The following is an 18,918-nucleotide window of genomic DNA, read 5'->3' as shown; positions in this document are numbered from 1 at the left end:
TGTGTCATGGCTTCCTCGTCGTTCTCGTAGGCATCGGCCGCTGGCCGACCGGAATACGCTGCTACCACCTCAGGCCTCCTCGACCGGAACTGGGGCTTCGCGCCGACGGCGGGTAGATACGGCGCCGAAGACCAGGGACACGTTGTGCCCGCCGAAGGCGAACGAGTTGGACATCGCGATCTCAACGGACTTCGCGACCGCGTGGTCGCGAAGGTGGTTGAGATCGCACCGGCTGTCCGGCGCGTCCAGATTCATCGTCGGCGGGAGTTGCTCGCGCGCCAATGCGAGCACGGTTGCGGCTGCCTCGACCACGCCGGCCCCGCCCAGGAGATGCCCTGTGACGCCTTTCGTCGAACTCACCATTGGCTGGCGTTCGCCGAAGACCGCGCGGATGGCCTTTGCCTCAGTGACATCACCGATTCGGGTACTGGTGCCGTGGGCATTCAGATAGCCGATCTCGGCGGGTACGACACCCGCGTTGCGCAACGCGAGGCGCATGCTGTCGGCGATGCCACTGGCATCCGGTCGCGGAATTGCCAGATGGTAGCCATCGCTTGTGGCGCCACAGCCGATCAGATCGGCGTATCCGCTGCCGCCGCGCGCATCGGCGAGATCGCCACGTTCGATCACCAGTACGCCGCCGCCTTCGGCCGTCACGAAGCCGTTACGGTCGGTGTCGAACGGCCTGCTCGCGGCGGCCGGTTCGGCCCATCCGGTGGCGAGTGCGCCGGCGTTGCGAAACCCGGCCAGGCCGGTGGGCCCCAGTGGGCCTTCGGTGCCACCGCAGATCACCACGTCGGCGTCCCGCGCACGGATCATCCGTAACGCCTCGGCAATCGCGTGCGCGCTGGCCGTACATGCCGAAGCGATCGCGAAGCTCGGTCCGCGGATACCGTGTTTGATGGCGATGCGGGCCGCCGCCATGTTCGGCAGAAATCCGTTGAACAGGTGGCGGTCCACCGCGTCGAACCCGCGGTTGTGCTGCATGATCGCCTGCCGTTCGAACGTTTCCATGCCGCCGGTGGCCGAGGCTATGACCGCTGCGACCCGCAACGGGTCGACATCGACACCGATCCTGATGCCGGAATCTGCGATCGCATCATCGGCAGCAGCCAATGCGGTCACCGAGAAGCGGTCTGCCACAACCGCATCGTTGTCGGGAAGCACATTGAAGGCGTCGATCTGCGGGGCGATACCGACCGCGTCGACCAAGCCTGCCGCGAAGTGCCCCGCTGGTGGGCGTACCAGGCCGGAGGTCGGAGCGCACAATGCAGCGAAGAAGTCATCGATTCCGCGACCGACCGGTGTGACAAGGCCGATCCCGGTTACCACCGCTTGCGGGAACGCATTTCGACGCATGGCCCACCTTTCCGTCCGGTGTTCGCTTTCAGCGGCAGAATCGTTGTTGGGATGACTTATTGCGGGATCAATATGCGCCGTTCGCGCCGCAGACCGCCCCGATCGTTTTCGCGGCGATCACCAAGTCGTTGAGCATCGACCAGTTCTCCACATAAGACAGGTCCAACCGCACCGAGTCGTCCCAGCACAGATCAGATCGGCCGCTGACCTGCCACAGTCCGGTGATGCCCGGACGCACGAGCAGCCGACGACGGACCCTATGGTCGTAAGTCTCAACTTCACATCGCAGTGGCGGCCGGGGGCCGACCACACTCATTTCGCCACGAAGGACGTTGATGAACTGCGGGAGTTCATCGATGCTGTACCTACGCAGAACCTTTCCCGCTCTGGTGATTCTGGGATCCTCGCGAGCCTTGAACAGCACCCCGCCGACGCTGTCGTTGAGACTGGCCACCTCCGTCAGCCTGCGGTCGGCACCGTCGACCATAGTGCGGAATTTGATCATGCGGAACGGCACGCCATCGAGGCCGATGCGTTCCGCCCGATAGAGCACCGGTCCCGGGCTGGTCGCCTTCACCGCCAGCGCGGCAACCACCATGACGGGCGATGCCGCCAGCAGCGCCGCCAGTGAAAAGCAGACGTCAAACGCCCGCTTCTGAAAGCGCTTGGCTCCGTGGTATTTCGGCTTGTCCACGTGAATCAGCGGCAAGTCGGCCACCGGCCGCACGGTAAGTCGCGGACCTGCGACATCGACGATGCCCGGAGAGACGACGAGATCAACGCCGAGTTTCTCCAATTGCCATGACAGATCGCGGATTCCCTCCGGCCCCAACTCCCCTGACGAGGTCAATGCGACCGTGTCAGCCTGCGATGCCGTGATGGCGGATCGGATGTCGGCCTCGTAGGGGAATACCCGCAGCGGACCGAGTCCGGGAACGATAAGCGTGAAGTCTTCGTCCTGGGGAACTCCGGGGGTACAGACACCGACCACGGTGTAACCGTCAGCCGGATGCCGTGCCAGCGACTGCGCAAGGTCTGTGACCGATTCAGCCCCGCCGACGGCCAGCACGGCAGTCATGAATCGGCCGTTGCGGCGCTGCCCTGCGATATACCTCCGGGCCAGGTGGCGATTTACCGAAAGTGCGAGTAGTCCGAGCGGAAACGCGACCGCAAGATAGCCGCGAGCGATGTCGAGTTTGAACAGTGTCGAGACGACGGCGATGGCTCCGAACAGTGACAACGTCGCCGTCCACACCCGACGGAACTCCTCGGGGCCGGCCCCGATCACTTGATGTGCACGGGTGTGATAAATCGTCAGCGCCAGCGCCCACATCGACCCGATCAGCACCGAGACGGCCAAGTAGGAAACCGACGTGTGCCCCGTCCACAGGCTGCCGCTCGTCATGTTGCCGAACCGCAGAATGTGCGCCGCCACCACAACAACACTCACGACGATGCCATCGGAGACCAGCAGCCAATTGCCGTACCGGTGCTGCCATCGTGCCCGAAGAGACAGCGTCGCGAAGTAGTCAAGGGGCTCGGTGCGCGACGAATCAAGTTCGGCCCCTCTGGGTTTGACTACCGACTGGGAGCGCAGCCGTTGATTCCAACCGCTCACCGCCGGACGCAGAACGGCGGATGCGACGTCCGGGTGCTCGACGGGCGGGTGGCGCCGAGGCGGAGCTTCAGCCCGCTGCAACAGCCCCTGAGTATCGGCCGCGCGGTAACCGGTCGTCACGGTCGGTCCCCCACTCCGACAACCCGTCCCCGCCGCGTGCCGCCGACCCGGCGGGATTCACCGAGCTCGGCAGCAGCGAGTCGGTAGCGAATCCCGGCCGATCCCGTCGGCACCCGGGCTTCTGCGGTTACGGCTGACAACACGGCCATCAGATGTCTCCGGGTTCGGCTCGGTGCCGCTAGGCCCAGCTGGACCCGACGGCCGCATCGGTGCTGGCCATGTTGTTGCCCGCGGTCTGAATCTTCTGGCCGTGGGCGTTGGCCTGCTCGTAGATGACCGCGAAGTTGCGTCCCAACTGGGTGATGAACTCCTGACAGGCCACCGAGCCTGCGCCGCCCCAGAAGTCTCCGGCGGCCAGCACGTCGTGCACGATCGCCTGATGCTCTGCCTCGAGAGAGGCCGACTGGGCACGCACCAGCGCACCATGAGCGTCGACGTCACCGAACTGATAGTTGATCGTCATAGCACTCGTCTCCCAATTACTTTCAGCTGCTCAATATCTGTTGCGAGGCAGTTTCCTGCTGCTCGTAGTTGTTGGCGTCGCGAACCAGGCCGTCCCGTACGCCGTGCAGCATGGTCACGATGTTGCGGAACGCGTTCTGCATCTGGCCCATCGTGTCGTAGGACGTGCGTTCGGCCAGGCCACCCCAGCCGCTGCCGGAGATGTTGGTCGATGACGCCCACATCCGGCGGGCCTCATCCTCGACGGTCTGGGCGTGCACATCGAACCGGCCCGCCATCGAACGCATCGCGTCCGGATCGGTCATAAAACGTGTTGGCATTTCATCTCCTTACCTTGCGGTTGTCTAAGTGACAGTTGGTTGTTGCGTCCGGCGGATCTGACCGCGCTGGAGCGCGCGGGGCTTTCCCGGCCCGTCATACGGTGGCCGGTTCGTCGCCGGTGATCGGCAAGTAGACGATCGCCGCCCGGTAGCCGGCGGGCGTGTGCCCGTTGAGCGAATACCCGTCGACAGTCGGGTAGCGGTATTTGGTGATCGGCGGGTCGGTCGATTCGGCGGCGTACCCGGCCGCGGCCGGCCGGGAGACCACCTTGAGGGGCGGGTCGTACTTGCTTGCGGCAGAGCCCAACCCGGCGACAGCTACCGGGCCACTTGAGCTTGCCGCCATCGCGGCGCGGGGTAACGCGCTCAGGAACATTGGGGCGCCGACCATTCCGACGCCGCCCATTTCGCCGGCCGACATCGCCATCGGAAGGGCCGCCGGAGCCAGTGCTTCCAACGGTGTCGCCGCGGCGACGGCCCAGGTCGGCGGCACCGACAATGCGCCGACCGAGGTTGCCGCGCCCACACTCGATGCCAGACCCGCCGACAGCGCCCCCCCGCCGGCCATTCCCCCCAGGGACCCCGCCGCCATGCCCGGCATGGCGGCAATACCCGGCAAGCCAGCGATGGGCGACAGGCCGGCGATCGGCGCGGCGGCTGACGCGCCCGCAGAGGTCAGAGCCATATTCATCGGGGTCGCCATGAGCGGCCCCAGTGCGTTGGCCCCCATGAACATGCCGAACAGCCCGGGGAGGAAGCCGTACTGAGAAGCCATGCTCTGCATGAGACTTGAGGGGTCGATCGAGCCGAAGAGGCCACCGCCGGTGGGCGTCGGCGTCGGCGTGGGCGTGGGCGTGGGCGTCGGTGTCGGCGCCGCGGCGAGGCCGGTCGGGGAGGTACCCGGTGATGCGAAGCTGTTCAGCAAAGAGGTGATCAGCTGCGATATGGATCCCTGCCCGGTCCCGGCCGAGGTCCCGGAGGCCTGTGCGGTCGCGGCAGCCTGGTTACCGACGCCGGCCGGGCTGGTCGTGGTCGGCGGCGGCGTGAACGGCGTCAGGGTCGATGCGGCCGCCGAGTCTCCAGCGTAGCCGTACATCGCGGTGGCGTCCTGAGCCCACATTTCCATGTAGTGCGCCTCGGTAATCATGATTGCCGGGGTGTTCTGGCCCAGGATGTTCGTCGCGATCAGGCTGGCCTGCAGAACGCGGTTGGCGGCGATCACCGGCGGTGGCACCGTCATCGCGAACGCCGCCGCATGGGCGGCCGCCGCTGCCTTCGCGTGCAGGCCCGTCTGCTCGGCTTGTGCGGCCGTGTCGTTTAGCCACGTCACATAGGGCGCAGCAGCGGCCGCCATTGTGGTCGACGAGGGTCCCACCCATGCCTCGCTGGTCAGATCGGATATCGCCGACGAGTAGGCGGCCGCCGCGGACTGCAACTCCGCGGCCAGCGAATCCCAGGAGGAGGCCGCCGCAAGCATCGGGCCAGACCCCGGACCGGCATACATGCGTCCGGAGTTGACTTCTGGTGGTAAAGCCGCGAAATCCATGGCCATGGCTACACCTGCTGCCTCTTTAGCCGGTCGCAACCGCGTTGGCGGCCTCAGTCACCGCATACGAACCGGCGCTGACGCCCAGCGTGTTCACGAACATCTCGTGGATTGCGGCGGCTTGGGCGCTCACCGCTTGATACATCTGCGCGTGAGCCGCAAACTGTGCCGCCGTCAGCGCGGATACTTCGTCGGCAGCCGCCGGCACCACCCCGGTGGTGGGGGCGGCCGCGGCCGCATTACTCGCCGTTACCGAAGAGCCGACAGCCTGGAGGGTGCTAGCTGTCAACGCCAACGTATCCGGCTGTGCAGTTACGAAGGACATGTGCTTCTCCTCACGCTTCCCATGGGCTTGATCGGCAGTTGCCGCCTCTGGGGCCGCACATCGCGCATACGGCGATCCCGCCCCAGCGACTGCGATCCGACAGCCGACAAACCGATTCGTTGCGTGAGGGCGATATTACGTACCTTTAGGATGCTGTCTAGAGTAGTCGATTACCTGAAGTCTCCCTCGCCGGTGACATGACGTCACGCCCGTCGAAGTAGCCCCCACCAGCGCATCACCCCTCCTGCCATGCGGTTCGCCCGGCGCAGGAGCCGCAGTGCCATCGCCGCGAGGGTCGCCGAGCGGCCACGAGCACACGTTCGATCAGCCTGAATTCCTTGCACCCAACAACCCGTAACATTCTAAGAGTATGATTTCTAGCCTGACGAGTTACCATGAGTATGTCCTCGGGAGGACGATGTGCGTGGATGGTCGAACAGCATCGTGGCGAATACTCCACCTGGGCGCCGGTCCGTGTCGCCAGCCGTAGCCCTCGAAACCGCCCGGTAGCGTTTCCGACCATGCAGGTGGCGAAGCCGGCGACTGCGAGGCCGCGCCGCGATCACTCTTCACCCGGGGCACCGCGTGAGGTTCGACCGTGACCGGTACGACCGACAAGCCGGCGGACGCGACGCGGTATGAGGTCCTGCGTGCCGCATCGCACCAGTTCGCGATGCGCGCATACCACCAAGTCGGCCTCGACGACATCTTGGCGGAAGCCGAATTGACCAAGGGGGCACTGTATTTCCACTTCCACTCCAAGCATGCCCTGGCCTTGGCGGTAATCACCGAGCAGATCGACAACTACATCGCGGTGATCGAGGACCTGGTCGCCCGCAGACTTTCTGGGCTTGAGACCCTCATCGACTCCTTCTACCTCATTGCCGTCGAGGACCTCACGGAAGATGCCGCCAGAGCGAGCCTGCATCTACTCGAGTCGGTCGGCCGATTCGAGGGCCTGCAGGTCCAGTTGTTCGGGCGCTGGATGGACTGGCTCGCGTCCATTGCCGCACGCGCGGCCACCGACGGCGACATCATTGAACAGTGCGACCCGCAAGACATCGCGCGCATGTTCGTGGCGTTGTACGCGGGCCTGCGCCAGACCGGCAATCTGGACAACCCGGAAGAGTTCCTCCTCGACCTGGAGAGAACCTGGATCGTCGTGTTGACCGGCATCATACGGCCGGATCGGACCGAGTATTTCCACCAATTCATCCGCCGACGCACTGCCCTGGCGATCAACAAGACCTCAGCTCCGCGCGATCCCAGTTAACAGGCCCGCCCACCGCTGGTCAGACTCGCCAACGACGCAGCAACCGAGGTGCGCCGCCGGTTACCTGTGCGAAGCGGGATCGCTTGGACGCCAAGAAGTCTCGGAATTGGCCCGCCGTCATCGTCTGGCTACCTTACGGGAACCTCTGTTGGACAAGTGATTTACGCCGCGGCGGAACGCAATCATCGACGGATTCGGCAGCGGCCAGATCCTGTCGGCGTGGATAGCCAAGGAAGAACTGCGCATGCTGCTCGCCGGCGCGCGCACCGGCCCCAGCGCCCCCAGTCTCGCCACCGCTGATCCGTTGTCAGAAAGCGGCTTTCACAACATATTCGTGGCCGCCGAACTCCTCACTTCCAACTGAGTGGCCCCAACATCTCACCAATTTGGCTGTTCCTCAGGATGATTCAATGAATCGGCGTCAAACGTCTGCACCAACTGGATGAAAGGAAATGACCGCTCCGGTCCGGGTTGCGGCCTCCGAGGGCGTCCTCCGGGCGGATCTCGATCCGCACGAGGTCAGCGAGTCGCTCATCGGCGAAACCTATGGTGCGCAAGTGGTTGGGCAAAAATTACGTCGGGCGACGACCTAATTGCACGGTAGGCAGATGCCGGGCATCGGGATTCGCTGACGCGCTCGAAAGGGAAACCGAAAACCATTGCGTCGAGCATGGGCGGTCCGGTAATTTGAGCAACGCTACCCAGGCCCCCGGTCGGCGTCGGATGTGCAGGGATGGCGGGGGCGGCCTTATGGTTCAATTTCTCACACACTGGCCCAAGGGGACTGCGCATCGAGCGCGGTGGCGGCGTACTCCTCCACTCATTGCCGGGCCCGCCCCGGTGGCGGGAGTAGTTGCTCAATATGCGTTGGAGTTGCCCCGGCTGACGACGCTCGATCCCACCGGATGGGTTCGGGGCCGACCGCACCAGATCAACCGCCGCAACGGCCAGCCTGGCTATGGGCGCGAGCGCTGGTATCGGCACAGCGGTAGGGGACTCCAGACGCCAGCGGAACGGCTGAAGGAGCTGCCGGCGCTGGTCCTGCTCGAGCGGATGCCGGTTCCCGCGCTTGCGGTCGACCGTGACGGCGCCATCTTCTTCGCGAACCCGGCATTCGCCGCGTTGCTCGGCTTCACTACCGAAGCGTTGATGTCGATGACACTGCCGGACCTCATTCCCGATGCACCGGCGGCCGATGCGATGACAAAGCTCGACGAATGCCATTCCCGCATCATTGGATTCACCCATGCGGACGGCTGGATCGTACGAACAAGAATGAGCAGATCGGTCCTATGGCCGGCCGACGATTCGGCCTTTTTGGCGACGCTCGACGATCTGACCGAGAGTCTGTGGACCAACGAGCCATAGCCGAACGCATAGCCGAACGGTGGTGGTCACAAATGCAGACCGAGCGGATTCCTTCCCCGCGGGCATTGGCGTCCTCGAACGTCGACCGGAGGATATCGGCGACCGCTTGGCAAGGCGGTCAAACAAATTCCTTTTCGGTAAAATCCGTTCCGGGGAGGGGGTGTGTATGACCTATTGCGAACGCCTGGCGCAGGCATTCGTCCGCTTGGCTGACACCATGGTCGCCGATTACGGCGCCGCTGAATTGGCGCAGCAACTCAGCGACAGTTCATTGTCATTGTTGCCGGTCGCGGCGGCCGGCATCATGCTCAGCGACACCACCGGCAGGCTGAATGTGGTGGCCGTCAGCGGCGAACAGAGCCGGCTTCTGGAGTCGTTGCAACGGGAGACTGACAACGGCCCATGGGCACATGCATTCCGCACGGGCGAGCCGTTCTTCGTCGACGATCTCACAGTGGAGCAATCGTGCCGGCAGGAATTCACCGCACTCAGTATCGAATGCGGCTTTCGCACGACGGCAGCACTGCCGCTCCGACTTCGTGACGAACGCATCGGCGTCCTGAACTTATTCGTCTCACAAGCGGGTCCTATGTCGGACACCGACATAGCGGTGGCTCAGGCTTTGGCGGACGTGGCGACCATCGGCCTGGTACAGCAACGGATTTTGATGCATTCGGAACTGATCAATCAACAGTTGCAGACAGCGCTGAACTCTCGAGTGGTCATCGAGCAGGCCAAGGGCGTTCTGGCCGAACGCGGCCATATCGACATCGGGCGGGCCTTCACACTCTTGCGCGCACATGCCCGCCGCACTAATCAGCGTCTGACCGAACTCGCTCACGCCGTGGTCGACGGCGCCGACACGGTCGCTATATTCGACCAGGCAATCTAACCTCGACGGGGTCAGGACCGCCGTCGCTCCCAGGACCGACCGCGCCTGCGACGCTTCCGCGGGAGCACACGGATACTGACACGCTGAGCGGCGCGTCGGCGAACACAGACTCACGGCGGACAGCCGGGGGAGGCTTGATGGGTAACCACGTCGAATCGGCGGTCCTGGTCTTGGCGGCCGGCGCCGGAACCCGGATGGTCTCCGACACCCCCAAGGTGCTGCACACCCTGGGCGGGCGCAGCATGCTGTCGCATTGCCTACGCGCGGCCGCCGGGATCAACCCCCGCCATCTCGTGGTGGTGCTGGGCCACGCTCACGAACGCATCGCCGGCCCGGTCGCCGAACTGGCGCAGGCCCTGGACTGCCGCATCGACATCGCCCGGCAAGACCAGCAGCTGGGCACCGGGCACGCGGTGCTGTGCGGCCTGTCGGCGCTGCCGGAGGACTTCGCGGGCACCGTCGTCGTCACCTCCGGCGACATACCGCTGCTGGACAGCGCCACTTTGGCGACGCTGGTCGACACCCACCGCAATGCCCCGGCCGCGGTCACCGTACTGACCACCACGATGGCCGACCCCACCGGTTACGGGCGAATTTTGCATACCCAAGACGGTGAGGTGACCGCGATCGTCGAACAGGCCGACGCCACCGAATCGCAGCGCGAGATCCGCGAGGTCAACGCCGGGGTGTACGCCTTCGACATCACGCCGCTGCGTTCAGCGCTGGGCCGGCTGGGCTCGGACAACGCCCAGCACGAGCTGTACCTGACCGACGTGATCGGCATCGTGCGCGGGGACGGCCAGGCAGTGCACGCCCGGCATGTCGACGACGCCGCCCTGGTCGCCGGCGTCAACGACCGGGTGCAGCTGGCCGCGTTGGCCGCCGAACTCAACCGCCGGCTCATCGCCGCCCATCAACGCGCCGGTGTCACGGTCGTCGACCCCGCCACGACCTGGATCGACGTGGAGGTGACCATCGGGCGTGACACCACCGTCGCACCCGGAACCCAGCTGCTCGGCACCACCAGGATCGGGGCGCACTGCGAGATCGGGCCGGACACCACCCTGACCGACGTCACGGTGGGCGACGGTGCCTCGGTGATCCGCAGCCACGCCGCCTCCTCCTCGATCGGAGCCGGGGCGGCGGTCGGACCGTTCAGCTATCTGCGGCCCGGTACCGCACTGGGCGCCGACGCCAAGCTGGGCGCGTTCGTCGAGACCAAGAACTCCACCATCGGCACCGGGACCAAGGTCCCGCACCTGACCTACGTCGGCGACGCCGACATCGGCGAGCACTCCAACATCGGCGCGTCCAGCGTGTTCGTCAACTACGACGGCCAGAACAAGCGGCGGACCACGGTCGGCTCGCACGTGCGCACCGGCTCGGACACCATGTTCGTCGCGCCGGTCAGCATCGGCGACGGCGCCTACACCGGCGCAGGCACCGTGGTGCGCGACGACGTGCCGCCGGGTGCGTTGGCGGTCTCGGCCGGCCCGCAGCGCAACATCGAGAACTGGGTGCAGCACAAGCGCCCCGGCAGCCCCGCCGCCGAGGCGGCCGAAAAGGCCCAGGCGAGCGGCGATGAACCGGATCGATCATCGTGAGGTTGGTCGCGTTGCGGCAACCCGAGGCGAAATCACACGTCGGGCTACGTACCATAAGGCCCGAGTTAACTCGACCATTTTCCCAGATCTCCAACGGCGGGGGCAGCGCGTGAGCCACGAGTGGACAGACAACCGCAAAAACCTGATGCTCTTCGCTGGTCGTTCGCACCCGGAGTTGGCTGATCAGGTCGCCAAAGAGCTGGACGTCCCGGTCACAGCGCAGACCGCCCGCGACTTTGCCAACGGCGAGATCTTCGTGCGCTTCGAGGAGTCGGTGCGCGGCTGCGACGCCTTCGTGCTGCAGTCCCATCCGGCGCCGCTGAACCAGTGGCTGATGGAACAGCTGATCATGATCGACGCACTCAAGCGGGGCAGCGCCAAGCGGATCACCGCGATCCTGCCGTTCTACCCCTATGCCCGCCAGGACAAGAAGCACCGGGGCCGCGAGCCGATCTCCGCTCGCCTGGTGGCCGACCTGCTCAAGACCGCCGGCGCCGACCGGATCGTCACGGTGGACCTGCACACCGACCAGATCCAGGGCTTTTTCGACGGCCCGGTCGACCACATGCGCGCCCAGCCGCTGCTGATCGGCTACATCAGGGAGAACTACAGCGACTCCGACATCGTGGTGGTCTCCCCCGACTCCGGCCGGGTGCGCATCGCCGAGAAGTGGGCGGACTCGCTGGGCGGGGTGCCGCTGGCTTTCATCCACAAGACCCGCGACCCGCTGGTGCCCAACCAGGTGAAGTCGAACCGCGTCGTCGGTGAGGTCGCCGGAAAGACCTGCGTGCTGATCGACGACATGATCGACACCGGCGGCACCATCGCGGCGGCGGTGAACCTGTTGCGCGAGGACGGCGCCAAGGACGTCGTCATCGCGGCCACCCACGGGGTGCTATCCGAGCCGGCCGCCGAGCGGCTGGCGGACTCCGGTGCCTGCGAGGTGATCGTCACCAACACCTTGCCGATCACCGCGGACAAGGTGTTCCCGCAGCTGACCGTGCTCTCGATCGCCCCGCTGCTGGCCAGTACCATCCGAGCGGTGTTCGAAAACGGCTCGGTCACCGGACTTTTCAACGGAGACGCCTGAATGACCGACGGGACCATCTACCACAACCCACGCTGCTCCACCTCGCGCAAGACGCTGGAACTGCTGCGCGACAACGGTATCGAGCCGACGATCGTGGAGTACCTGAAGAACCCTCCGTCGCGTGCGGAGCTGGCGGAGATGATCAGCGCCGCGGGCATCGGTGTGCGCGACGCGGTGCGCACCGGCGAGGCGGTGTACGCCGAACTGAACCTGGCTGATGCCTCCGACGACGAACTGCTCGACGCGATGGCCGCCCACCCCATTCTGATCCAGCGGCCGTTCGTCGTCACCGACAACGGAACCCGGCTGGCCCGCCCGATTGACGCGGTCCGCGAGATCCTGTGATCCGCCGGGCGGCCCTGGCGTGCACCGCAGCGCTGGCGTGCGCGGCACTGGCTGCAGCGGCGGCTGGTTGCGGCACCAAAACGCCGGACTACCAATCTATTTGGGATAACGGCAGCACCACCACCACGTCGGAGGAACCGCAGGCCCCGGTGACGGTCGGACGTTACCTGGAAGACCAGGGGGTAGCCGCCGAGGCGGTGGCCCCGAACGCACTGACCGACCTGACCGTGTCGATCCCGACGCCGCCGGGCTGGACCAAGAAGGAGAGCCCGACGTTGCCGAAGACCACACTGGTCATCGGCAAGGGCGAGACGTTTCCACGGGCGATCCTGAGCGCGGTCAAACTCGACGGCAACTTCGATTCGCACGAGGCCATCAAACATGGTGTGGTCGACGCCCAACTGTCGCCCAAGTTCCGGCTGCTGGACGCCTCCAACGAGGACTACCAGGGCTTCCCGTCGTCGATGGTGCAGGGCACCTACGAGATGAACGGTCAGCGCCTGCACAGCTGGTTCCGGATGGTGATGGCCACCGGCTCGGCACCGGCCGACCAGCGCTACCTGGTGCAGTTGGCGATCACCGGCCTCCACGACGAGGCGCCCAAACAGGCCGCCGACGTCGAGGCGATCATGAACGGGTTCACCGTCGCCGCGAAGTGACCCCCCACGGCGTCTGCGGCTGCTAACGTGCAGCGGGCCAGCTGAAAGGGAGTTCTGCCATGGCCCGTGCCCCCATCCGTTCGACAGTGCTGCGCTGTGGTGTCGGCGTGGCCGCACTCGCCGTAGGCCTGTTGGCACCGTCGGCGGCGATGGCCGACCCGCCGCCGGGCTGCACCGCCGCCGACCTCGCCGACGTGGCCGCCGGCGTCGCCGCGTCGACCTCCGGTTACCTGTTCGCCCATCCCGACGTCAACGCGTTCTACACTGGCCTGCACGACCGGCCCAGTAACGAGGTGCCCGACGCCGTCCGCGACTACTTCGACGGCAATGCGCAGGCACACGCCGACCTGCTCGGCATCCGCCGGCCGCTGGTCGATTTCCGCAGCCGCTGCGGACTGCCCGAGGCCGATTCCCCCCTCCTGGGGCAGTGATGCCCCGCCGGATCTGCGCCGCCGCAGCACTGGCATTGGGCGCGTTGCCGGGAGCCGCGGTGATCACGCCCGCCGGCACCGCTGCCGCCGACGTCTGCGTCGGTGTGGGCCGCCGCGTCCATGTCAGCACCTGCACCGACCTCACGCCGCCGCCGGCCTATTACGCCCCGCTGCCCGAGGACGTGCCGCCACCGCCGCCGCCCCCGCCGCAGACGTGCGTCGGCTACAACGGCCGCTGGATCGACACCAACAACTGCCACTGAGCCGTGCGACGGTCATTAAGGTTGCAGCCATGACCGCATGGACCGCCGCTGATCTCCCGTCGTTCTCCGGCCGCACCGTCATCGTCACCGGTGCCAACAGCGGACTGGGCGCCGTGACCGCCCGCGAGCTGGCCCGGGCGGGAGCCGGCGTCACTATGGCGGTCCGCGACACCGCCAAAGGTCAGGCCGCCGCGGCGGGCATGCCCGGTGATGTGACGGTGCGGGCTCTGGATCTGGCGGACCTGTCCTCAGTGCGGCGCTTCGCCGACGAGACGCCGGCCGTCGACGTGCTGATCAACAACGCCGGGATCATGGCGGTGCCCTACGCAACCACGGTCGACGGGTTCGAGAGCCAGATCGGCACCAACCATCTGGGCCACTTCGCGCTGACCAACCTGTTGTTGCCCAAGCTCACCGACCGGGTGGTGACGGTGTCGTCGTTCATGCACCAGATGGGCTACATCAGCCTTAAAGACCTGAATTGGGAGTCGCGGCGGTATTCGGCGTGGCTGGCCTACGGCCAATCCAAGCTGGCCAATCTGCTGTTCACCAGCGAGCTGCAGCACCGGCTGGTGGCGGCCGGCTCACCGCTGCTGGCGCTGGCCGCCCACCCCGGGTATTCGAGCACCAACCTGCAAGGCCACACCGGCAATCGGATCGGCGATGCGCTGATGCGCACGATCGGCAACGGCCTGTTGGCCACCAGCCCCGATTTCGGTGCGCGCCAGACCCTGTATGCGGCTTCGCAGGAGCTGTCCGGCAACACTTTCGTCGGGCCGCGTTTCGCCTTCCTCGGCCGCACCGGCTCGGTGGGCCGCAGCCTGCTCGCCAAGCGCGGCGCCACCGCCGCCGCGCTGTGGGAGCTGTCCGCCCAGCTCACCGGGGTGCAATTTCCGCTCTGAGGTGCTGGTGCGCTAGCCTGACCAGGCGTCACGGCGAGGGCGGCCAGTTCGGCCGCCGTTATCGGCGAGGACCTCCTAGGGTGGTTATCGCGATCTGGCCGTGCCCCTGCACGCCGTAGCAACCACAGGAGTAACGATGGCCAAGGCCCCGACCACCAACCAGCTCACCGTCGCGGTGCGTTCCGAGACCGGCAAGGGCGCATCTCGCCGGGCCCGCCGCGACGGCAAGGTCCCCGCGGTGCTCTACGGCCACGGCACCGAGCCGCAGCACCTGGAGCTGCCCGCCCACGACTACGCGGCCGTGCTGCGGAACTCCGGCACCAACGCGGTGCTCGTCCTCGACATCGACGGCAAGGAGCAGCTGGCGCTGACCAAGGCGCTGGACATCCACCCGATCCGTCGCACCATTCAGCACGCCGACCTGCTGGTGGTCAAGCGTGGCGAGAAGGTCATCGTCGAGGTCAACGTGGTGCTCGAGGGCGAATCGTTCCCCGGCACCCTGGTCACGTCGGATGCCACCGTGGTGGAGATCGAGGCCGAGGCGCTGTCGATTCCCGAGCAGCTGACCATCTCGATCGAGGGCGCCGAGGCCGGCACCCAGGTCACCGCCGGCGAGCTCGAGCTGCCCAAGGGCGTGAGCCTGATCTCGGACCCCGAGCTGCTGCTGGTCAACGTGGTCGAGCCCAAGGTTGTCGAGGAGCCGTCGGAGGAAGAGGCGGGTGCGGAAGCTGCCGCCGAAGGCGGCGCAGCCCCGGCCCCCGAGGCCGAGTAGACCGAGCACAGCGTGGCCGAGTCACCGCCGGTACTGGTGGTCGGCCTGGGCAACCCGGGGCCGAACTACGCCCGCACCCGGCACAACGTGGGCTTCATGGTCGTCGACCTGCTCGCCGAGCGGATCGGCTCGGGGTTCAAGCTGCACAAGCGCTCCGGTGCCGACGTGGCGACCGGGCGCCTGAGCGGACGTGCGGTGGTGCTGGCCCGTCCGCGCTGCTACATGAACGAATCGGGCCGCCAGGTGGGTCCGCTGGCCAAGTTCTACTCGGTGCCGCCGGCCGGCATGGTGGTGATCCACGACGATCTGGACCTGGACTTCGGCCGGATCCGGCTCAAGCAGGGCGGCGGCGAAGGCGGCCACAACGGGCTGCGTTCCATCGCAACGGTGTTGGGCAGCAAAGAATTTCAGCGCGTCCGCTGGGGAATCGGCCGGCCGCCCGGGCGCCAGGACCCGGCGGCGTTCGTGCTGCAGGCGTTCGGTTCCCGTGAGCGCGAGGAGGTGCCGACGATCTGCGAGCAGGCCGCCGACGCCACCGAGTTACTGATCGAATTGGGCTTGGAGCCGGCGCAGAACGTCGTGCACGCCTGGCCTTAGTTGCGCGACCAGTCCCCCGCAAGCGGGAGGTACCCCCAGCGAAGGCCCCTAAATCGCGACCGATTTAGGGGCCTTCGTGTCTGCTCGCGGCAAAAACTAGGTGACCAGGGCGACAGAGTTGGCCCGACGCAACTTGCCCGACGGGGTCTTGGGGATACTGCCCGGCCCCAGCACCACCACATTGCGGGGCCGCATGTCGACCTCGGTGACCACCTCGTGGGCCACCTGATGCTCGATCCGGCGCACCTCGGCGGGATCCTGCCAGGCGTTGGACTCCACCGCGACCGCGAACGTCTCGCGGGAGTGCCCGGCGTCCAGGCGCACCGCGACCGCGCAGCCCGGCCGCACGCCATCGACCCGGCCGGCGGCCCGCTCGATGTCGGTCGGGTAGATGTTGCGGCCGGCCATGATGATGACGTCCTTGACCCGGCCGCAGACCACGACGTGGCCGTCCTCCATCTGGTAGCCCAGGTCGCCGGTGTCGTACCAGCCGTGCTCGTCCTGTGCCGGCAGGAAGCCCGCCATGGTCAGATAACCCGGGGTCACCGGCTCGCCACGCAGCTGGATCACGCCGACCCCGCGCGGCGGCAACGAGGCGCCGTGCTCGTCGACGATCCGGATCTCGATGCCCTCCAGCAACGGTCCCAGTGAGGCCAGCCGCCGGGTGTTGCCCTTGGTGGCCGGCACCGCGCGGCGCAGGGCGGCCAGCAGATCGGCATCGACCTCGTCGACCACCAGTCCCGCTCCGCACTTGGAGAACGACACCGCCAGCACCGTCTCGGCCATCCCGTAGGCGGGCAGGATCGCCGCCGGGCTGAGCCCGAACGGCTTGCCGGCGTCGATCAGGTCCTCGACGTCGGCCGGCTCGACCGGTTCGGCGCCCGACAGCGCGAACCGCAGCGTCGACAGGTCGAACTGGCCCGGCGTGGCCTGCTTGCGCAGCCGCTTGGCGAACAGCGCGTAGGCGAAGTTCGGGGCCGCGGTCATGGTGCCCTTGTACTTGTCGATCAGCTTGGCCCACAGCAGCGTGTCGCGCAGGAAGTCCATCGGGGTGATCTTGACCAGCTCGGCACCGAAGTACATCGGCACCGTCAGGAAGCCGATCATGCCCATGTCGTGGAAGCACGGCAGCCAACTGACCATGACGTCCTTCTCGACGTCGTACTCGGCGCTGATGAACATCGCCTCGGCGTTGGAGTAGATGTTGCGGTGGGTGATCTGCACGGCCTTGGGCGAACCCGTCGATCCCGACGTCAACTGCATCAGCGCCAGGTCGTCCTCGCCGGCCTCCACCGGGTCGATCGGGTCGGCCACCAGCAGCTCGGCGACGGTCAGGACCTTCAGGCCCTTCTCCTGCAGCACCGGCATCGCGGCCAGGAACGGGTCAGAGATGATCACCGCCTTGGCGTCGATCATGTCGACGACGGTCATGGTGTCTTCGGCCCAGACCGCCAGGTCGGTGCGCGGGGTGGGCTGGTGCAGCATGGTCAGGCTGGCGGCGCGGATCCACACACCCTGCGCGGTGGGGGCGATTTCCACCGGGGCGCCGGCCAGCACCCCGACCGCATCGCCTGGCCCGACGCCGGCCGCGGCCAGTCCGCCGGCGATGCGGCGAGCGCGCTCGTGAACTTCGGCCCAGGTGTGCCGGACCGGCTCGTGCGGCTCACCGGTGACCATGCCCTTGGTGGATTCGCGTGCGCTGCGGAACATGTTGTCGGTAAACCTGCTCACGACGGCCTCCTAGCCGGCACCGGTACTTTGCCAACGGGCTGAAATTTCATGTTCCACCTGCTGGAGACCACTTCGCGAGAGGCGCGCGCACACAAATCGGTGGCGTTTGCATCTCGAAACCGTAATGGGCGGCCCACCAGATCGGCACGCCTCTGGTTGGCAGGGATGTCCTGGCCGCAACTAGTCACCGCGCTGTATCTTAAACTCCTCTTAATCGAGGGGCAAATCCTGGCCGGCATTGGGGCCGCCGTCACACTCCGGTCACCGACGACGGCACCACCCGGGCGCCGTAGACCGGGCCGCTGGCCACCCGTACCGCACGGCCCGCACCGAGCGCGGCCAGCTCGACGGCGACATCGGCCGCCGAGGCGCCCGAGGCGCACAGGAACGCGCACGTCGGCCCGGACCCGGTCACGATGCCCGCCAGCGCGCCGGCCTCCACGCCGGCACGCAGCGTGCGCCGCAACGCGGGATTGAGACTGACCGCAGCCGCCTGCAGGTCATTGCCGAGCAGCCCGGCCAGCTGCTGCGGATCGCCGGCGGCCAACGCCGCCAGCACCGGCTCGGAGTCGCCCAACTCCGGCAGGGTCCGCCCGGTGTCGCGCAGCCGGTCCAGCTCGGCGAAGACGGCGGGCGTGGACAGGCCGGCGTCGGCGAAGACCAGCACCCAGTGGAACGTCTCGCGGGTGAGCACCGTCGCCAGTTCTTCGCCGCGGCCGGTGCCCAGCGCGGTGCCGCCGTGCAGGGCGAACGGCACATCGCTGCCCAGCCGGGCGGCCACGGCGTGCAGGTCGCGGCGCGGCACGCCCAGCTCCCAGAGCACGTTCATCCCGACCAGCACTGCTGCGGCGTCGGCGCTGCCGCCGGCCATACCGCCGGCCACCGGGATGGATTTGTCGATGGTGATCGCGACATCGGGGGCCCGGCCGACGTGCTCGGCCATCAGCTCGGCGGCCTGCCAGGCCAGATTGCGCTCATCGGTGGGCAGCACGTCGGCGCCCTCGCCGGTGATCCGCAGCGAGAGCACGTCCGCGTCGCGCACGGTCACCTCGTCGACCAGCGAAACGGCGTGGAAAACCGTGGTCAGCTCGTGGTAGCCGTCATCGCGGCGGTCACCGACGGCCAGGTAGAGGTTGAGCTTGCCCGGCACCCGCACGGTGACCGACCCGGTCGGGGACCACTCGGTGGCGGCGTTTCCGTCGGATGCGGTCACGCCGATGAGACTAGCGGGTGCATACCTG

At 66.9% G+C, this 18,918-nt stretch carries 20 protein-coding genes; 12 read left to right on the top strand and 8 right to left on the bottom strand.

The genetic code is table 11. The features are described 5' to 3' along the window. Window positions 1-69 precede the first annotated feature (69 nt). The 6 genes from AC5Y31_RS16215 to AC5Y31_RS16190 all read right to left on the bottom strand — a co-directional run bounded on the left by AC5Y31_RS16215 (window position 70) and on the right by AC5Y31_RS16190 (window position 5,750). Entirely contained in the window at window positions 70-1,359 is a 1,290-nt protein-coding gene (locus tag AC5Y31_RS16215) for a beta-ketoacyl-[acyl-carrier-protein] synthase family protein (RefSeq protein WP_499981544.1), read from the bottom strand. Between the two features lie 67 nt (window positions 1,360-1,426). Then, a complete protein-coding gene (locus tag AC5Y31_RS16210) occupies window positions 1,427-3,097 on the bottom strand; it encodes a sugar transferase (protein ID WP_499981543.1) in 1,671 nt (556 codons plus the stop codon). Between the two features lie 178 nt (window positions 3,098-3,275). Continuing rightward, on the bottom strand, window positions 3,276-3,560 hold the full coding sequence (locus AC5Y31_RS16205) for a WXG100 family type VII secretion target (RefSeq protein ID WP_064853237.1): 285 nt from the start codon (window positions 3,558-3,560) through the stop codon (window positions 3,276-3,278). 22 nt (window positions 3,561-3,582) lie between these two features. Continuing rightward, entirely contained in the window at window positions 3,583-3,879 is a 297-nt protein-coding gene (locus AC5Y31_RS16200; protein ID WP_301631168.1) for a WXG100 family type VII secretion target, read from the bottom strand. Window positions 3,880-3,973: 94 nt separating this feature from the next. Continuing rightward, a complete protein-coding gene (locus AC5Y31_RS16195; protein WP_499981540.1) occupies window positions 3,974-5,425 on the bottom strand; it encodes a PPE family protein in 1,452 nt (483 codons plus the stop codon). 25 nt (window positions 5,426-5,450) lie between these two features. After that, window positions 5,451-5,750: a PE family protein gene (locus AC5Y31_RS16190; RefSeq protein ID WP_064855046.1), complete on the bottom strand. Its 300-nt coding sequence runs from the start codon at window positions 5,748-5,750 to the stop codon at window positions 5,451-5,453. Window positions 5,751-6,348: 598 nt separating this feature from the next. Here AC5Y31_RS16190 and AC5Y31_RS16185 point away from each other — a divergent pair. From AC5Y31_RS16185 to pth, 12 genes are all read left to right on the top strand, one after another. Continuing rightward, entirely contained in the window at window positions 6,349-7,023 is a 675-nt protein-coding gene (locus AC5Y31_RS16185; RefSeq protein WP_499981539.1) for a TetR family transcriptional regulator, read from the top strand. Window positions 7,024-7,896: 873 nt separating this feature from the next. Further along, the gene (locus tag AC5Y31_RS16180) at window positions 7,897-8,391 is read left to right on the top strand and encodes a PAS domain-containing protein (protein ID WP_499981537.1); all 495 of its coding nucleotides are present in this window, start codon (window positions 7,897-7,899) and stop codon (window positions 8,389-8,391) included. A 166-nt stretch (window positions 8,392-8,557) separates the two neighbouring features. Further along, complete coding sequence (locus AC5Y31_RS16175) at window positions 8,558-9,283, top strand: GAF and ANTAR domain-containing protein (protein WP_499981536.1); 726 nt, start codon at window positions 8,558-8,560, stop codon at window positions 9,281-9,283. Between the two features lie 137 nt (window positions 9,284-9,420). After that, complete coding sequence (glmU, locus tag AC5Y31_RS16170; RefSeq protein ID WP_065025871.1) at window positions 9,421-10,887, top strand: bifunctional UDP-N-acetylglucosamine diphosphorylase/glucosamine-1-phosphate N-acetyltransferase GlmU; 1,467 nt, start codon at window positions 9,421-9,423, stop codon at window positions 10,885-10,887. A 109-nt stretch (window positions 10,888-10,996) separates the two neighbouring features. Continuing rightward, window positions 10,997-11,977, top strand: coding sequence for a ribose-phosphate diphosphokinase (locus tag AC5Y31_RS16165; protein ID WP_065025775.1), 981 nt, complete (start codon window positions 10,997-10,999; stop codon window positions 11,975-11,977). Further along, window positions 11,978-12,322: an arsenate reductase (glutaredoxin) gene (gene arsC, locus AC5Y31_RS16160; protein ID WP_064855050.1), complete on the top strand. Its 345-nt coding sequence runs from the start codon at window positions 11,978-11,980 to the stop codon at window positions 12,320-12,322. Next, complete coding sequence (locus AC5Y31_RS16155; RefSeq protein ID WP_499981534.1) at window positions 12,319-12,981, top strand: LpqN/LpqT family lipoprotein; 663 nt, start codon at window positions 12,319-12,321, stop codon at window positions 12,979-12,981. Before arsC ends, AC5Y31_RS16155 begins: the two co-directional genes overlap by 4 nt. Window positions 12,982-13,040: 59 nt before the next feature. Continuing rightward, window positions 13,041-13,412, top strand: coding sequence for a heme-binding protein (locus tag AC5Y31_RS16150; RefSeq protein WP_499981533.1), 372 nt, complete (start codon window positions 13,041-13,043; stop codon window positions 13,410-13,412). After that, a complete protein-coding gene (locus tag AC5Y31_RS16145) occupies window positions 13,412-13,675 on the top strand; it encodes a hypothetical protein (protein ID WP_065025777.1) in 264 nt (87 codons plus the stop codon). Before AC5Y31_RS16150 ends, AC5Y31_RS16145 begins: the two co-directional genes overlap by 1 nt. Before the next feature lie 29 nt (window positions 13,676-13,704). Continuing rightward, complete coding sequence (locus AC5Y31_RS16140) at window positions 13,705-14,577, top strand: oxidoreductase (protein WP_499981531.1); 873 nt, start codon at window positions 13,705-13,707, stop codon at window positions 14,575-14,577. 136 nt (window positions 14,578-14,713) lie between these two features. Then, window positions 14,714-15,349: a 50S ribosomal protein L25/general stress protein Ctc gene (locus AC5Y31_RS16135; protein WP_065025779.1), complete on the top strand. Its 636-nt coding sequence runs from the start codon at window positions 14,714-14,716 to the stop codon at window positions 15,347-15,349. 12 nt (window positions 15,350-15,361) lie between these two features. Further along, a complete protein-coding gene (gene pth / locus AC5Y31_RS16130) occupies window positions 15,362-15,946 on the top strand; it encodes an aminoacyl-tRNA hydrolase (RefSeq protein ID WP_065025780.1) in 585 nt (194 codons plus the stop codon). Between the two features lie 96 nt (window positions 15,947-16,042). On the opposite strand, the gene AC5Y31_RS16125 is transcribed toward pth, so the two are convergent. After that, complete coding sequence (locus tag AC5Y31_RS16125; protein WP_065025781.1) at window positions 16,043-17,677, bottom strand: fatty acyl-AMP ligase; 1,635 nt, start codon at window positions 17,675-17,677, stop codon at window positions 16,043-16,045. A gap of 250 nt (window positions 17,678-17,927) precedes the next feature. Next, window positions 17,928-18,890 (bottom strand): 4-(cytidine 5'-diphospho)-2-C-methyl-D-erythritol kinase, encoded by a 963-nt coding sequence (locus AC5Y31_RS16120; RefSeq protein ID WP_301631176.1) that lies wholly within the window; start codon window positions 18,888-18,890, stop codon window positions 17,928-17,930. Between the last annotated feature and the right edge of the window lie 28 nt (window positions 18,891-18,918).

This window comes from Mycobacterium sp. NGS18, from assembly GCF_059813185.1.
The sequence above is the reverse complement of the archived record's forward strand: the minus strand, read 5'-3'. Positions and strand labels throughout refer to the sequence as shown.

Excerpts from the sequence above, each read along its gene's own strand:
- AC5Y31_RS16215 (WP_499981544.1), bottom strand. The coding sequence starts at position 1,359 with ATGCGTCGAAATGCGTTCCCGCAAGCGGTGGTAACCGGGATCGGCCTT.
- AC5Y31_RS16205 (WP_064853237.1), bottom strand. The coding sequence starts at position 3,560 with ATGACGATCAACTATCAGTTCGGTGACGTCGACGCTCATGGTGCGCTG.
- AC5Y31_RS16200 (WP_301631168.1), bottom strand. The coding sequence starts at position 3,879 with ATGCCAACACGTTTTATGACCGATCCGGACGCGATGCGTTCGATGGCG.
- AC5Y31_RS16195 (WP_499981540.1), bottom strand. The coding sequence starts at position 5,425 with ATGGATTTCGCGGCTTTACCACCAGAAGTCAACTCCGGACGCATGTAT.
- AC5Y31_RS16190 (WP_064855046.1), bottom strand. The coding sequence starts at position 5,750 with ATGTCCTTCGTAACTGCACAGCCGGATACGTTGGCGTTGACAGCTAGC.
- AC5Y31_RS16175 (WP_499981536.1), top strand. The coding sequence starts at position 8,558 with ATGACCTATTGCGAACGCCTGGCGCAGGCATTCGTCCGCTTGGCTGAC.
- glmU (WP_065025871.1), top strand. The coding sequence starts at position 9,421 with ATGGGTAACCACGTCGAATCGGCGGTCCTGGTCTTGGCGGCCGGCGCC.
- arsC (WP_064855050.1), top strand. The coding sequence starts at position 11,978 with ATGACCGACGGGACCATCTACCACAACCCACGCTGCTCCACCTCGCGC.
- AC5Y31_RS16150 (WP_499981533.1), top strand. The coding sequence starts at position 13,041 with ATGGCCCGTGCCCCCATCCGTTCGACAGTGCTGCGCTGTGGTGTCGGC.
- AC5Y31_RS16145 (WP_065025777.1), top strand. The coding sequence starts at position 13,412 with ATGCCCCGCCGGATCTGCGCCGCCGCAGCACTGGCATTGGGCGCGTTG.
- AC5Y31_RS16140 (WP_499981531.1), top strand. The coding sequence starts at position 13,705 with ATGACCGCATGGACCGCCGCTGATCTCCCGTCGTTCTCCGGCCGCACC.
- AC5Y31_RS16135 (WP_065025779.1), top strand. The coding sequence starts at position 14,714 with ATGGCCAAGGCCCCGACCACCAACCAGCTCACCGTCGCGGTGCGTTCC.